11 protein-coding genes are annotated in these 14,835 nt (G+C 64.7%); 8 read left to right on the forward strand and 3 right to left on the reverse strand.

What is annotated here, in order from left to right; genetic code table 11:
• Window positions 1-16: 16 nt before the first annotated feature.
• The 5 genes from JQ631_RS20100 (at window position 17) to JQ631_RS20120 (ending at window position 7,211) form a co-directional block, all read left to right on the forward strand.
• On the forward strand, window positions 17-2,974 hold the full coding sequence (locus JQ631_RS20100; protein WP_212328391.1) for a 2-oxoglutarate dehydrogenase E1 component: 2,958 nt from the start codon (window positions 17-19) through the stop codon (window positions 2,972-2,974).
• 163 nt (window positions 2,975-3,137) lie between these two features.
• Window positions 3,138-4,376 (forward strand): 2-oxoglutarate dehydrogenase complex dihydrolipoyllysine-residue succinyltransferase, encoded by a 1,239-nt coding sequence (gene odhB / locus JQ631_RS20105; protein ID WP_212328392.1) that lies wholly within the window; start codon window positions 3,138-3,140, stop codon window positions 4,374-4,376.
• Window positions 4,377-4,431: 55 nt separating this feature from the next.
• Window positions 4,432-5,193 carry an SDR family oxidoreductase gene (locus JQ631_RS20110; RefSeq protein WP_212328393.1) on the forward strand — a complete coding sequence of 254 codons (762 nt, stop codon included), beginning with the start codon at window positions 4,432-4,434 and terminating at the stop codon, window positions 5,191-5,193.
• A 51-nt stretch (window positions 5,194-5,244) separates the two neighbouring features.
• Window positions 5,245-6,645, forward strand: a complete 1,401-nt coding sequence (gene lpdA / locus JQ631_RS20115; protein WP_212328394.1) for a dihydrolipoyl dehydrogenase — start codon at window positions 5,245-5,247, stop codon at window positions 6,643-6,645.
• A gap of 35 nt (window positions 6,646-6,680) precedes the next feature.
• Complete coding sequence (locus JQ631_RS20120) at window positions 6,681-7,211, forward strand: hypothetical protein (protein ID WP_212328395.1); 531 nt, start codon at window positions 6,681-6,683, stop codon at window positions 7,209-7,211.
• Between the two features lie 90 nt (window positions 7,212-7,301).
• Here JQ631_RS20120 and JQ631_RS20125 read toward each other — a convergent pair whose 3' ends face one another.
• Window positions 7,302-7,895, reverse strand: a complete 594-nt coding sequence (locus tag JQ631_RS20125) for a DUF4337 domain-containing protein (protein WP_212328396.1) — start codon at window positions 7,893-7,895, stop codon at window positions 7,302-7,304.
• A 90-nt stretch (window positions 7,896-7,985) separates the two neighbouring features.
• The gene (locus tag JQ631_RS20130) at window positions 7,986-8,951 is read right to left on the reverse strand and encodes a tyrosine recombinase XerC (RefSeq protein ID WP_212328397.1); all 966 of its coding nucleotides are present in this window, start codon (window positions 8,949-8,951) and stop codon (window positions 7,986-7,988) included.
• A 110-nt stretch (window positions 8,952-9,061) separates the two neighbouring features.
• On the opposite strand from JQ631_RS20130, the gene JQ631_RS20135 reads away from it, so the two are divergent.
• The gene (locus JQ631_RS20135; protein WP_212328398.1) at window positions 9,062-11,272 is read left to right on the forward strand and encodes a primosomal protein N'; all 2,211 of its coding nucleotides are present in this window, start codon (window positions 9,062-9,064) and stop codon (window positions 11,270-11,272) included.
• Between the two features lie 204 nt (window positions 11,273-11,476).
• On the opposite strand, the gene JQ631_RS20140 is transcribed toward JQ631_RS20135, so the two are convergent.
• Window positions 11,477-11,983, reverse strand: a complete 507-nt coding sequence (locus JQ631_RS20140) for a septal ring lytic transglycosylase RlpA family protein (RefSeq protein ID WP_212328399.1) — start codon at window positions 11,981-11,983, stop codon at window positions 11,477-11,479.
• Window positions 11,984-12,630: 647 nt separating this feature from the next.
• Between JQ631_RS20140 and JQ631_RS20145 the strand changes: the two genes are divergently transcribed.
• Window positions 12,631-13,191, forward strand: a complete 561-nt coding sequence (locus JQ631_RS20145) for a F0F1 ATP synthase subunit delta (protein ID WP_212328400.1) — start codon at window positions 12,631-12,633, stop codon at window positions 13,189-13,191.
• Window positions 13,191-14,720: a F0F1 ATP synthase subunit alpha gene (atpA, locus tag JQ631_RS20150; RefSeq protein WP_212328401.1), complete on the forward strand. Its 1,530-nt coding sequence runs from the start codon at window positions 13,191-13,193 to the stop codon at window positions 14,718-14,720. Before JQ631_RS20145 ends, atpA begins: the two co-directional genes overlap by 1 nt.
• Window positions 14,721-14,835 lie beyond the last annotated feature (115 nt).

Raw genomic sequence — 14,835 nt, forward strand, 5'->3', positions numbered from 1 at the left:
CGCCAGGAACTCAAGTATGTCTCGCCAGGACGCGAACGCAGCCTTTGCCCTCTCATCCTTTTTGCAGGGCACCAACGCCACCTACATCGACGAAATCTACGCCCGTTACGAGAAGGACCCGTCCTCGGTCGATGCCGAGTGGCAGGAGTTCTTCAAGAGCCTCAACGACCAGCCCGCCGACATCAGCAAGAACGCCGAAGGCCCGTCCTGGGAGCGCGCCAACTGGCCGCTGACCCCCAAGGACGATCTGACCTCCGCGCTCGACGGCAACTGGGCCGAGGTCGAGAAGGCGGTCGGCAGCAAGATCGCCGCCAAGGCGCAGGCCAAGGGCGCCGACATCTCCTCCGCCGACCTGCTCCAGGCCACGCGCGACTCCGTCCGCGCGTTGATGCTGATCCGCTCCTACCGCATGCGTGGGCACTTTCACGCCAAGCTCGACCCGCTCGGCATCGAAGCCCCGCGTAACCGCGAAGAGCTCGACCCCCGCACCTACGGCTTCAGCGAAGCCGATTTCGACCGCAAGATCTTCCTCGATCACGTGCTCGGTCTCGAATACGCGAACTTGCGCGAAATCACGGCGATCTGCGAGCGCACCTACTGCCAGACGCTCGGCGTCGAGTTCATGCACATCAGCAATGCCGCGCAGAAGGCCTGGATCCAGGAGCGCATCGAGGGACCGGACAAGGAAATCTCCTTCACCCGCGAAGGCCGCAGAGCCATCCTGATGAAGCTGGTCGAGGCCGAAGGCTTCGAAAAATTCTGCGACACCAAGTTCACCGGCACCAAGCGCTTCGGCCTCGACGGCGGTGAATCGCTGATCCCCGCGCTCGAGCAGATCATCAAGCGTGGCGGCAATCTCGGCGTGAAGGAAGTCGTGCTCGGCATGCCGCATCGCGGCCGCCTCAACGTGCTGACGCAGGTGATGGGCAAGGCCCATCGCGCGCTGTTCCACGAGTTCAAGGGCGGTTCGGCCAACCCCGACGCGGTCGAAGGCTCCGGCGACGTCAAATACCACCTCGGCGCGTCTTCGGACCGAGAGTTCGACGGCAACCGTATCCATCTGTCGCTGACCGCGAACCCCTCGCATCTCGAGATCGTCGATCCCGTCGTGCTCGGCAAGGTGCGTGCGAAGCAGGACCAGCACGGCGATCCGCCGGACCAGCGCATCTCGGTGATGCCGCTGCTCATGCATGGCGACGCGGCGTTCGCGGGCCAGGGTGTTGTCGCGGAATGCTTCGGCCTGTCGGACCTGAAGGGCTACCGCACCGGCGGCTCCGTGCACTTTATTGTCAACAACCAGATCGGCTTCACGACCTATCCGCGCTACTCGCGCTCCTCGCCCTATCCGTCCGACGTGGCGAAGATGATCGACGCGCCGATCTTCCACGTGAACGGCGACGATCCTGAAGCCGTGGTATTCGCGGCCAAGGTCGCCACCGAGTTCCGGCAGAAATTCCACAAGCCCGTCGTCATCGACATGTTCTGCTACCGCAGGCATGGCCATAACGAAGGCGACGAGCCGGCGTTCACCCAGCCGGTGATGTACAAGAAGATCGCGGCTCACCCGACGACGCTGGAGCTCTACGCCCGCCGCCTGGTCAGCGAAGGCGTGCTGACCCAGGGCGAAGTCGACAAGGCCAAGGCTGATTGGCGCGCGCGTCTCGACGCCGAGCTGGAAGCCGGCGCAGGCTACAAGCCCAACAAGGCCGACTGGCTCGACGGAAAGTGGGCCGGCTTCAAGATTGCGGATCAGGAAGAAGACGCACGGCGCGGCGTCACCGGCGTCGACATCGCCGAGCTCAAGGAAATCGGCCGCAAGATCACCAAGGTGCCGGACGGTTTCCGCGCTCACCGCACCATCCAGCGCTTCCTCGAGAACCGGTCGAAGGCGATCGACACCGGTGCCGGCATCGACTGGGCGACCGGTGAAGCGCTGGCGTTCTGCACGCTGCTCAACGAGAACCATCACGTCCGTCTGTCCGGGCAGGATTCGGAGCGCGGCACGTTCTCGCAGCGCCACTCGGTCCTGATCGACCAGGAGGACGAGAGCCGCTACACGCCGTTCAACCATCTCGGCAACGAGCAGGGCCATTACGAGGTCATCAACTCGCTGCTGTCGGAAGAAGCCGTGCTCGGCTTCGAATACGGCTATTCGCTCGCCGAGCCGAACACGCTGACGCTGTGGGAAGCCCAGTTCGGCGACTTCGCCAACGGTGCGCAGGTCGTGTTCGACCAGTTCATCTCGTCGGGCGAGCGCAAATGGCTGCGCATGTCCGGTCTCGTCTGCCTCCTGCCGCACGGCTATGAGGGCCAGGGTCCGGAGCATTCCTCGGCGCGTCTGGAGCGTTACCTGCAGATGTGCGCGGAAGACAACATGCAGGTGGTCTACCCGACCACGCCCGCGAACTACTTCCACGTGCTGCGCCGCCAGCTGCATCGCGAGATCCGCAAGCCGCTGATCCTGATGACGCCGAAGTCGCTGCTGCGTCACAAGCGGGCGGTCTCGCGCCTCGAGGAGCTCGCGAAGGGCACGACCTTCCACCGCATCCTGTACGATGACGCCCAGATGCTGCCGAACGAGCCGGTCAAGCTCGTGGCGGACGACAAGATCCGCCGCGTCGTGCTGTGCTCGGGCAAGGTCTATTACGACCTCTACGAGGAGCGCGAGAAGCGCGGCATCGACGACATCTATCTAATGCGCGTCGAGCAGCTCTATCCTGTGCCGCTGAAGGCGCTGGTCGCCGAACTGTCCCGCTTCAAGAAAGCGGAGGTGATCTGGTGCCAGGAAGAGCCGCGCAACATGGGTGCGTGGCACTTCATCGAGCCCTATCTGGAATGGGTGCTGAACCAGGTGAACGGTGCGAGCCGGCGTCCGCGTTATGTCGGTCGCGCCGCTTCCGCCGCGACCGCCACTGGTCTGATGTCCAAGCATCAGGCGCAGTTGAAGGCGTTCCTGGACGAAGCATTGAGCTGAACTTCTAGAACTGCGTCATGCCCCGCCCCAAAGGCGGGGCATCCGGCAAGACGTGACGTCCTCGCGAATGGGATTCGTTCCGGCTTGCTGGATGGCCTGCTTTTCGCCGGCCGTGACTTCCGAATTCATGACCGCGACTGGCGATCTCCTTAAGGAAAAGACCATGACTGAAATTCGTGTGCCGACGCTCGGCGAATCCGTCACCGAGGCCACCATCGGCCGCTGGTTCAAGAAGGCAGGCGACGCGGTCGCCGTCGACGAGCCCTTGGTGGAGCTCGAGACCGACAAGGTCACCATCGAAGTCCCGGCGCCGTCCGCCGGCACGCTGAGCGAGATCATTGCCGCGGATGGCACCACCGTCGCGGTCGGCGCGCTGCTCGGCCAGATCACCGATGGCGCCGCCGGTGCAAAGCCGGCCGCTGCTCCGCCGAAGCCCGCCGCCGTGGCTCCGGCCCCCGCTGCTGCCGCTCCCGCACCGGCCGCGAAAGCGCCGCCGGCTGATGCCCCGCTCGCTCCGTCCGTGCGAAAACTTTCCGCCGAGACCGGCGTCGACGCCTCGACCGTTCCGGGCTCCGGCAAGGACGGCCGCGTCACCAAGGGCGACATGCTCGCCGCGATCGAGCGTGCGGCCTCGGCTCCGACCCCGGTCAACCAGCCCGCCGCTGCCGTTCAGGTTCGTGCACCGTCGCCGGCCGATGATGCTGCCCGCGAAGAGCGCGTCAAGATGACCCGCCTGCGCCAGACCATCGCGCGCCGCCTCAAGGACGTGCAGAACACCGCGGCCATGCTGACGACCTTCAACGAGGTCGACATGACCAACGTGATGGCGCTGCGTGCCCACTACAAGGATGCGTTCGAGAAGAAGCACGGCTCCAAGCTCGGCTTCATGGGCTTCTTCACCAAGGCCGTCGTGCAGGCGCTGAAGGACATCCCGGCCGTCAACGCCGAGATCGACGGCACCGATCTGATCTACAAGAACTACTATCACATCGGCGTCGCCGTCGGCACCGACAAGGGCCTCGTCGTTCCCGTCGTGCGTGACTGCGACAACAAGTCGATCGCCGACATCGAGAAGGGCATCGCCGATTTCGGTCGTCGCGCCCGTGACGGTCAGCTCAAGATCGACGAGATGCAGGGCGGCACCTTCACCATCACCAACGGCGGCATCTACGGCTCGCTGATGTCGACGCCGATCCTGAACGCGCCGCAGTCCGGCATCCTCGGCATGCACAAGATCCAGGATCGCCCGATGGTCGTCGGCGGCAAGATCGAGGTCCGCCCGATGATGTATCTGGCGCTGTCCTACGATCACCGCGTGATCGACGGCAAGGAAGCGGTGACCTTCCTGGTTCGCGTCAAGGAGAGCCTGGAAGATCCGGCACGTCTGGTGCTCGATCTCTGATCGCTAATGCTCTGCGAGCGCCGTCGCTGTTTTTTGCGACGGCGCGTGTCGAACCATGGAGGCGCGCGTGACGGATAAGGTCGTTGTCATCACCGGCGGCAGCCGCGGCATTGGCCGCGCGACCGCGCTTGCGGCGGCTGCGCGCTGTTACCGCGTCGTGGTCGGCTATGCCAGCAACAAGAAGGCTGCCGACGAGGTCGTCGCCGAGATCGAGGCCGGCAACGGCAAGGCGATCGCGGTGAAGTGCGATGTCGCCGAGGAGCCCGACATCCTCGACCTGTTCAAGGAGGCCGACAAGTTCGGCACGCTTGCCGCGCTCGTCAACAATGGCGGCATCGTCGGCAAGAGCGGCGTGCGCGTCGACGAGATGTCGGCCGAGCGCATCCAGCGCGTGCTCGCGGTCAACGTCACCGGCTCCATCCTCTGCGCGCGCGAGGCGGTGAAGCGGATGTCGACCAAGCACGGCGGCAAGGGCGGCGTCATCGTCAACCTGTCGTCGGTTGCTGCCAAGCTTGGTTCGCCCAACACCTATGTCGACTACGCGGCGTCCAAGGGCGCGATCGATTCCTTCACCATCGGCCTCGGCTATGAGGTCGCGGGCGAAGGCATTCGTGTTGCGGGCATCCGCCCTGGCCTGATCGACACCGAGATCCACGCGGCGGGCGGCGAGCCTGATCGTGCCCATCGTCTGGCCCATGTGGTGCCGATGAAGCGCGTCGGCACCGCGGACGAAATCGCCAACGCCATCGTCTGGCTGATGTCGGACGAGGCCTCCTACGTGACTGCAGCCACTCTCGATGTGTCCGGCGGACGCTGACGCGCCGCGCGGACGCATCATCACAACACTAAACCTACGGGACTTTCTCTCATGGCTACCTACGATCTCGTCGTCATCGGCACCGGACCCGGCGGTTATGTCTGCGCGGTGCGCGCCAGCCAGCTCGGCATGAAGGTCGCAGTCGTTGAAAAGAACGCCACGCTCGGCGGCACCTGCCTCAACGTCGGCTGCATGCCCTCGAAGGCGCTGCTGCACGCCTCCGAAATGTTCGAGGAAGCCGGGCACTCCTTCGCCAAGATGGGCGTCAACGTCTCCGCGCCGAAGCTCGAGCTTCCGGCGATGATGAACTTCAAGCAGCAGGGCATCGACGGCAACGTCAAGGGCGTCGAGTTCCTGATGAAGAAGAACAAGGTCGACGTGCTCAAGGGCACCGGCAAGATCCTGGGCACCGGCAAGGTCGAAGTCTCCGCCGACGGCAAGTCGCAGGTGATCGAGACCAGGAACATCGTCATCGCCACCGGCTCCGACATCGCGCGTCTCAAGGGCATCGAGATCGACGAGAAGCGCATCGTGTCGTCCACCGGCGCGCTGTCGCTGGACAAGGTCCCCGGCAAGCTGCTGATCGTCGGCGCCGGCGTGATCGGCCTCGAGCTCGGCTCGGTGTGGAAGCGGCTCGGCGCCGAAGTCGTCGTCGTCGAATTCCTGGATCGCATCCTGCCCGGCATGGATGGCGAGATCGCCAAGCAATTCCAGCGCATCCTCGAGAAGCAGGGCTTTGCGTTCAAGCTCGGCGCAAAGGTCACTGCCGTTGACACGTCCGGCAAGACGCTGAAGGCGACGATCGAGCCCGCTGCGGGCGGTGCCGCCGAGACGATCGAGGCCGATGTTGTGCTCGTCTGCATCGGCCGCGTGCCGTACACCGATGGTCTGGGCTTGAAGGAAGCCGGCGTTGCGCTCGATCCGCGCGGCCGCGTGCAGATCGATCCGCATTTCGCCACCAGCCTCAAGGGCGTCTATGCGATCGGCGACGTCGTCGCTGGTCCGATGCTCGCTCACAAGGCCGAGGATGAGGGCGTTGCCGTTGCGGAGATCATCGCAGGGCAGGCCGGCCACGTGAACTACGACGTTATCCCAGGCGTCGTGTATACCACCCCGGAAGTGTCCTCCGTCGGCAAGACCGAGGAAGAGCTGAAGCAGGCCGGCGTCGCCTATACCGTCGGGAAGTTTCCCTTTACCGCCAACGGCCGCTCCAAGGTCAACCAGACCACCGATGGCTTCGTGAAGATTCTCGCAGATGCGAAGACCGACCGTGTGCTCGGCGTGCACATCATCGGCATCGAGGCCGGCGAAATGATCCACGAGGCCTGCGTGCTCATGGAGTTTGGTGGCAGTGCGGAAGATCTCGCTCGCACCTGCCACGCGCACCCGACCCGGTCGGAGGCCGTGAAAGAGGCCGCGCTTGCAGTCGGCAAGCGGGCCATCCATATGTAGGGTCGCGCCAAGAGCCGAATCGGGCGGGACATCACATGCTGCGCCGCCTTCTTCAACCGGTCTGGGTCCTGCTGGCGATCATCTTTTTGATCGAAGCCTGGCTGTGGGATCATTGCGAGCCGATCGTCGCGCGGGTTGTCGCGCTCATCCCGCTCGCCCGGTTCAAATCATGGCTGGCGGATCGTGTCGACGCGCTGTCGCCTGCGATGACGTTGATCGTCTTCGCCGTTCCGATCATCCCGCTGTTTCCGCTCAAGCTTGTCGGCCTGTGGCTGCTCACGCATGAATACTGGACCAGCGCGGTCTTCACGATCCTGTTCGCCAAGATGCTCGGCGTCGGCGTCACCGCCTTCGTGTTCGACGTCACGCGCGACAAGCTGCTGGAGATGCACTGGTTCGAGCAGCTCTACGAGCTGGTGCTGAAAGTGCGTGCCAAGGCGACCGAGGTGGTCGAACCGGTCAAGCGCCGCATCAAGGAATTGCTTAGCGGCAACGGCGAAGGCTGGTCCTCGCGGACGCTTCGCCTGATCCAGCGCTTCCGCAAGAGCGTGCGCGAGGCGCGCTGAGAGGCGGCCTCGCCTTTATCCTTCGTCATTGCGAGCGGAGCGAAGTTGCAAAGGCTCCTCGCAATGAGGCGGCGAGGGCCGTAGTTCCCCTCACCCGTGCAGATGCAACAGATGCGGCGCCCAGGCGCCGAGCATGGTCATGCCCAGCCCGGCGAGCGTCAGCAGGCCGGCGATCCAGGCGAGCGGCAGCATGCCGGTGATGATGGTCGCCGATGCCAGCACGATGCCGATCTGGAACGCGGCCGACGCCAGCTCGAAGTGATGATATTTCGCCGTCGCCTCGTCGCGTTCATGCTCGGCATGCTTGGCCTTCTCGGCGAGCTGCTCGGTGCCTTCGCCGGTCTCGGGCTCGGAGCGGTAGCGCGTCGCCGTCTTCTGCCAGTCGTCGATCTGCTTCTGCACCGTGGCCTTCATGGCGTCGTCGGTGGCGGTGCCCAGCGTCAGCTTGCCCTGGTCGGCGGCGGTTTGCACGACCGTGCGGCGGATGCTCTTGGCCTGGAAGAACGCCCAGAGATTGGAGGCCTCGACGTTCTTGCTGATGGACTCGGTCTGGGCGCCCTTGCCGAGCGTTTCCGAGATCGCCAGGAACAGCGCGAGCACCGCGATCAGAAGGGCGATCTTCTTGTTCTCGCCGGATGCGTGCTCGGCATGTTCGGCGTGCTCCATGCTTTCGTGTGCGCTCATCAGTCCCTCCTGCCTCGGTTCCGCAACGATTGACCGAACCGCGCGGCCTGCGCAAGAGGCATGCTCGCTATGACAGCTTCATGTCAGGATTCAGCGCCGCGGATGCGCGCTCGCATAGACTTCAAGCAGCCGCTCGGAATCGATGCCGGTATACACTTGCGTGGTCGAGAGCGAGGAATGGCCGAGCAATTCCTGGATCGCGCGCAGGTCGCCGCCACGCGAGAGCAGATGCGTGGCGAAGGAGTGGCGCAGCGCGTGCGGCGTCGCGCTGTCGGGCAATCCGAGTGCGCCGCGCAGCCGCTCCATCGTGAGCTGGATGATGCGCGGACTGAGCGGGCCGCCGCGGGCGCCGACGAAGATCGGCCCCTCGGCCGGCAGCGCGTGCGGGCACATCGCGACATATTCCTGCACCAGCGCCAGCACGTTTTGCAGCACCGGCACCATCCGGGTCTTGTTGCCTTTGCCGGTGACGATGAGAACATCGCCTTCGCCGGGTCGTGGCACCTCGCGACGCTTCAGGCCGAGCGCCTCGGAAATACGCAGGCCTGATCCGTAGAGCAGCGCCATCACGGCGGCGTCGCGCACCAGGATCCAGGTCTCGCGGTCCTCGCCGGCGCGCTCGTCGGCGTCCGCAAGCCGTTTTGCGGATGCCATCGGCAGCGGCTTGGGCAGGCTTTTCGCGACCTTGGGCGCACGGATGGCGGAGAGTGCGCCGACCTTGCCCTTGCCTTCGCGCTCCAGGAAGCGGCCGAACGAGCGCAGGCCCGCGAGCGCGCGCATCAATGAACGGCCGGCAATCTCGTCGGCGCGGCGCATCGCCATGAAAGCACGGATGTCGGTCGCTTCCAGCGAGGCGAACCGCTCCAGCGTGACGCGCTCGCCCCAATGGGCACAGAGGAAATCCAGGCACTGCCTGAGATCGCGGCCATAGGCCTCCAGCGTCTTCGGCGACAGCCGCCGCTCGGCGCCGAGATGCAACAGCCAGCGCGCCATCTCCTGCGCGATCGAGGGATCGGCGCTGGCAAGCTCGATGACTGGGGCGGCTGCTTTGCTCATGCGCTCTGGACGGAGTGATTCCGCACAGTATATCGCATCACACCCGTTTACTGTTCGCTAAGGCGGCCCCGGGGCGATAGCCTCAAGGCCCCAAGGTTCCGATTCTCTCCATGGATCATCCGTCACGCAGCTCGACCGTCCCCGCCAACGTGACCCGCATGGTCGACGTGCTGGTGCCGGTCGCGCTCGACCAGACCTATTCCTACAAGGTGCCGCGCGGCATGGAGCTGAAGGCCGGCGATCTCGTCGGCGTGCCGCTTGGAGCCCGCGAGGTGGTCGCCGTGGTCTGGGCGGAAAATGCCAATCCGGATCCGCGCCTGCATAACCGTCTCAAGGAGGTCAGCGAGAAGCTCGACGTTGCGTCCCTCCAGCCCGAGCTGCGTTCGGTCGTCGACTGGGTCGCCAATTACACGCTGAGCCCGCGCGGCATGGTGCTGCGCATGTGCCTGCGCATGGGTGAGAACCTCGGTCCCGAACGGGTGCGCGCCGGCGTGCGGCTAACAGGCGATTCCCCGCGGCGGCTGACGCCGGCGCGGGCGCGCGTGATGGAGGTGCTGTCGGACCGGCTGCTGCACGCCAAATCCGAGGCAGCCAGGGAGGCCGGCGTCTCGGCCGGCGTGATCGACGGCCTCGTCGACGAAGGCACGCTGACGGTCGAGCCGATGCCGCCGCCGCCACCACCGCCGGCGCCCGATCCGGAGTTCGGCCGGCCGGATTTCTCGCCGCTCCAGCGCGCCGGCGTCGATGCGATGCGCGCGCTCGCGGCGAACGGCACCTTCCACGTCGCGCTGCTCGACGGCGTCACCGGCTCCGGCAAGACCGAGGTCTATTTCGAGGCCGTCGCGGAAACCATCCGCCGCGGCAAGCAGTCACTGATCCTGATGCCGGAGATCGCGCTGACCGGCCAGTTCCTCGATCGTTTCGCGCAACGCTTCGGCGTACGTCCGATCGAATGGCACTCCGAGCTCACCCCGCGCACCCGCGCGCGCAACTGGGCCGCGATCTCCGAAGGCACCGCGCCGGTCGTGGTCGGCGCGCGCTCGGCGCTGTTTCTGCCCTACGCCAATCTCGGCCTCATCGTAGTCGATGAAGAGCACGACCAGGCCTACAAGCAGGACGAAGGCGTGCATTATCACGCCCGCGACATGGCCGTGGTGCGCGCGCATATTGCAAAGATCCCGATCGTGCTGGCCTCGGCCACGCCCTCGGTCGAGTCAGAAGTCAATGCGCGCAAGAACCGCTATCAGCGCGTCGCGCTGCCGTCGCGCTTCGGCGGCCAGCACATGCCGCATATCGAGGCCATCGACATGCGCCGCGAGCCGCCTGCGCGCGGCCGCTATATCTCGCCGCGCTTAGCCGGCGAGATCAGAAAGGCGATCGAGAAGCGCGAGCAGGCGCTGCTGTTCCTCAATCGCCGAGGCTACGCGCCGCTGACGCTGTGCCGAGCTTGCGGCCATCGCTTCGCCTGCACCATCTGCGATGCCTGGCTGGTCGATCATCGCTTTCGCCAGCGCCTCGTCTGTCACCATTGCGGCTTCTCGATGCCGCGGCCCGCAACCTGTCCGCATTGCGCGGCAGAGGAATCGCTGGTCGCGGTCGGCCCCGGCGTCGAACGCCTGCAGGAGGAGGCCGCCGCCCTGTTCCCCGACGCGCGCACCATGGTGCTGTCGAGCGATCTCATCACCTCGATCGAGACGATGCGCAGCGAGCTTGCCGAGATCGCGGAGGGCCGTGTCGACATCATCATCGGCACGCAGCTCGTCGCCAAGGGTCATAATTTCCCGCGGCTCAATCTCGTCGGCGTGGTCGATGCCGATCTCGGTCTTTCCAACGGCGATCCGCGCGCGGCGGAGCGCACCTGGCAATTGCTCAACCAGGTGATCGGCCGCGCAGGTCGCGAGCAGGGCCGCGGCGTCGGCTATCTCCAGACCCACCAGCCCGATCATCCCGTGATGAAGGCACTGATCGCCTGCGACCGCGAGGCCTTCTACGACAGCGAGATCGATCTGCGCGAGCGCACGCTCTATCCGCCGTTCGGACGGCTCGCGAGCCTGATCATTTCCGCGGGCGATCGTCCGAGCGCGGAAGGCCTGGGCCGCAGGCTCGTTGCGCTCGCACCGCACGACGAACGCGTCGTGGTGCTGGGCCCCGCGGAAGCCCCGCTCGCGGTCATCAAGGGCCGCTACCGGTTTCGCATTCTGGTGAAATCGGCTCGCGGTTTTGATCTGTCCGATTATCTGCGGAACTGGCTCGCGGTGTGCCCGAAGCCGAAGGGCAACCAGAAGCTCGAGGTCGATGTCGATCCACAGAGCTTTTTGTAGCGACAAGGCACATTGCGCTCCCTCCCCCGCAAGGGGGGAGGGAACGCACCTGTACGTGCCGCCCACGTTGATGCAACGACAACCAAACAAAAAGCCCGCCGTCCCCCAAGACGGCGGGCTTGTTACCCGCGGCGCATCAAACTGCTCATGTCCGTGCGGACGATGATGGAAACTGCGCGTGTGGGCTGAGGCGCCGGAGCGCCGTTAGGAGACGACTTCCGCGGTGACGCGGCCGACGCCGGCACCGGTGAGGCCGATGGCGCGGGCAGCGCCGGTGGAGAGGTCGAGCACGCGGCCGCGCACGAACGGGCCACGGTCATTGATGGTGACGATCACGCTCGAGCCGCCGTGGGTGACGCGCAGCTTGGTGCCGAACGGCAGCGAGCGATGCGCCGCGGTCATGGCGTTCTGGTTGAAGCGCGCGCCCGAGGCGGTGCGGCTGCCGGACTCGTTGCCGTAATAGGAGGCCATGCCGGAGAAGCTGCGGCCCGTGCCCTGCGACGGCGTCATCGACGCGTTGGCGTTGCGCCAATTGGAGGTCGCGTTGGAGTCGTCCTGGGCGTGATGGCGGTGGTGGTGAGAATACCGGTGGTGATGCCTCGATTTGGCGGAAGCCTCGGTGGCAGTTCCACCGACGATGAGAGTTGCAGCGACGAAAGCGATCGCCGTACGCGGCCGGGTCACGGTGCCCAGCGTCTTCAAAGACAGCATTTAGTGGTCCCTACGCTAGTAATGCCACATATGTGGCAAGTGGAGCCCCCATCAGTTTGCGAGCGGGACCGCGTTTCGATTCCTAATGAGGCGTGAATTGGGCAGTAAATCCGTTCGATGTCGCGTTGAAATATCTTGTGATCTGAATCGATATTCAGCCGAAGTTTCGTGATCTTTCGCTTTAACGAATAATTAACCGATCTATTACTTGCGAATACTGTAAAGTGAAGTTGTTACTCTTCGTGTTTAGAAATGAGTAAGTATTCGGAGGCCGCTGCCGGCGCGGTCAGCGTCACGCCTCTGCGAGCCGTGTTCATGGCCGCTATGCGCTGAAGGCAGGAACGAATGGGCGTGTTGCCGACGAACGGCCCGCGGCAATTCCGTGGCGTGGCAGACATTGCGGCGCCCCCTATAAGGAGGTCGCGCGCTGCGACGAACTGGCGACAGAAGGTCGTGCCTTTAATTTGGCGTCATGTTGCACGTGCGCGCCTGCTATGTTAGCAAAGCCGCGATTTTAACGGACCCGGCACGTCCCGTGCCGGCCGAGAATCAAAGTCCCGCTTGAATTCCAAGGGCTTGGATCGCTAGGCGCCGCGTTGTGGCGACGGTTTTTCCCTTGCGAATTTGACAGCACAAAGAGCGCGTCTGTGGCTGCAGAAGATACGTCCGTTTCCGGTGTGTCGGGTCGTTATGCAACGGCCTTGTTTGAACTGGCCCGCGACCAGAAATTGGTCGACGAGGTCAAGGCCGATCTCGAAAGGTTCGAGGGTCTGCTGAACGAAAGCGCTGATCTCAAGCGCCTCGTCCGCAGTCCGGTTTTCGCGGCTGACGCCCAGTCCAAGGCCCTCTCGGCCGTCCTGGACAAGGCTGGCATCGCCGGCATCTCCGCCAATTTCCTCAAAGTGCTGACCGCCAACCGCCGCCTGTTTGCGGTGGCTGACGTCATCCGCGCCTATCGCGCTCTCGTCGCCAAGTTCAAGGGCGAAGCGACCGCGGATGTCACGGTCGCGGAAGCGCTCTCGGACAAGAATCTCGACGCCCTCAAGGTTGCCCTGAAGTCGGTGACCGGCAAGGACGTCGCGCTCAACGTGAAGATCGATCCCTCGATCATTGGTGGCCTCGTCGTCAAGCTTGGCAGCCGCATGATCGATAGTTCGCTTCGCACCAAACTCAATTCGATCAAGCACGCGATGAAAGAGGCAGGCTGATGGACATCCGCGCCGCGGAAATTTCCGCGATCCTCAAGGACCAGATCAAGAATTTCGGCCAGGAAGCTGAAGTCTCCGAAGTCGGACAGGTGTTGTCCGTCGGCGACGGTATCGCCCGCGTCTACGGTCTGGACAACGTCCAGGCCGGCGAAATGGTCGAGTTCGAGAACGGCACCCGCGGCATGGCGCTGAACCTCGAAACCGACAACGTCGGTGTCGTTATTTTCGGCGCCGACCGCGAGATCAAAGAAGGCCAGACCGTCAAGCGCACCCGCGCCATCGTGGACGCGCCGGTCGGCAAGGGCCTGCTCGGCCGCGTCGTCGACGGTCTCGGCAACCCGATCGATGGCAAGGGCCCGATCCAGGCCGACAAGCGCATGCGCGTCGACGTCAAGGCGCCCGGCATCATTCCGCGTAAATCGGTGAACGAGCCGATGGCGACCGGCCTCAAGGCGATCGACGCCCTGATCCCGATCGGCCGCGGCCAGCGCGAGCTGATCATCGGCGACCGTCAGACCGGCAAGACCGCGATCGCGCTCGACACCATCCTGAACCAGAAGCCGCTCAACGCGCAGCCCGACGAGAACATCAAGCTGTACTGCGTCTACGTCGCAGTCGGCCAGAAGCGCTCGACGGTTGCCCAGTTCGTGAAGGTGCTGGAAGAGCAGGGCGCGCTCGAATATTCGATCGTCGTCGCCGCCACCGCGTCGGATCCGGCGCCGATGCAGTACATCGCGCCCTTCACCGGCTGCACCATGGGCGAGTATTTCCGCGACAACGGCATGCACGCGGTCATCATCTATGACGATCTGTCCAAGCAGGCCGTCGCCTACCGCCAGATGTCGCTGCTGCTGCGCCGCCCGCCGGGCCGCGAAGCCTATCCCGGCGACGTGTTCTATCTGCACTCCCGCCTGCTCGAGCGCGCGGCGAAGCTGAACAAGGACCAGGGCTCGGGCTCGCTGACGGCGCTGCCGGTCATCGAAACCCAGGCCAACGACGTGTCGGCCTACATTCCGACCAACGTCATCTCGATCACCGACGGTCAGATCTTCCTGGAAACCGACCTGTTCTTCCAGGGCATCCGTCCCGCGGTGAACGTCGGTCTGTCGGTGTCGCGCGTCGGTTCGTCGGCGCAGACCAAGGCCACCAAGAAGGTCGCCGGCAAGATCAAGGGCGAGCTCGCGCAGTACCGCGAAATGGCGGCGTTCGCGCAGTTCGGCTCCGACCTCGACGCCTCGACCCAGCGCCTGCTGAACCGTGGCTCGCGCCTGACCGAGCTCCTGAAGCAGCCGCAGTTCTCGCCGCTGAAAATGGAAGAGCAGGTCTGCGTGATCTGGGCCGGCACCAACGGCTATCTCGATCCGCTCCCGGTCAACAAGGTGCGCGCGTTCGAGGACGGCCTGCTGTCGCTGCTGCGCGGCAAGCACGTCGAGATCCTCAATTCGATCCGCGACACCCGCGATCTCTCCGACGACGTCGCTGCCAAGCTGAAGTCGGTGGTCGAAGGTTTCGCGAAGTCTTTTGCATAAGTAGGCCGTCAGGGCCGGGCTAAAGCGCGAAGCGCGTCTTCGCAAATGATGTCCCGGCCATCCACGCTCATTGCGTGGAAGACGGAGACGTGGATGCCCGGGACGAGCCCGGGCA

This window comes from Bradyrhizobium manausense (assembly GCF_018131105.1).
Classification (GTDB): Bacteria; Pseudomonadota; Alphaproteobacteria; order Rhizobiales; family Xanthobacteraceae; genus Bradyrhizobium; species Bradyrhizobium manausense_B.

What these genes read in the sequence shown, in the direction of transcription:
- JQ631_RS20140 (WP_212328399.1), bottom strand. Translation starts at nt 11,983, where the DNA reads ATGCTGTCTTTGAAGACGCTGGGCACCGTGACCCGGCCGCGTACGGCG.
- odhB (WP_212328392.1), top strand. Translation starts at nt 3,138, where the DNA reads ATGACTGAAATTCGTGTGCCGACGCTCGGCGAATCCGTCACCGAGGCC.
- JQ631_RS20130 (WP_212328397.1), bottom strand. Translation starts at nt 8,951, where the DNA reads ATGAGCAAAGCAGCCGCCCCAGTCATCGAGCTTGCCAGCGCCGATCCC.
- atpA (WP_212328401.1), top strand. Translation starts at nt 13,191, where the DNA reads ATGGACATCCGCGCCGCGGAAATTTCCGCGATCCTCAAGGACCAGATC.
- lpdA (WP_212328394.1), top strand. Translation starts at nt 5,245, where the DNA reads ATGGCTACCTACGATCTCGTCGTCATCGGCACCGGACCCGGCGGTTAT.
- JQ631_RS20125 (WP_212328396.1), bottom strand. Translation starts at nt 7,895, where the DNA reads ATGAGCGCACACGAAAGCATGGAGCACGCCGAACATGCCGAGCACGCA.
- JQ631_RS20100 (WP_212328391.1), top strand. Translation starts at nt 17, where the DNA reads ATGTCTCGCCAGGACGCGAACGCAGCCTTTGCCCTCTCATCCTTTTTG.
- JQ631_RS20110 (WP_212328393.1), top strand. Translation starts at nt 4,432, where the DNA reads ATGGAGGCGCGCGTGACGGATAAGGTCGTTGTCATCACCGGCGGCAGC.
- JQ631_RS20120 (WP_212328395.1), top strand. Translation starts at nt 6,681, where the DNA reads ATGCTGCGCCGCCTTCTTCAACCGGTCTGGGTCCTGCTGGCGATCATC.
- JQ631_RS20135 (WP_212328398.1), top strand. Translation starts at nt 9,062, where the DNA reads ATGGATCATCCGTCACGCAGCTCGACCGTCCCCGCCAACGTGACCCGC.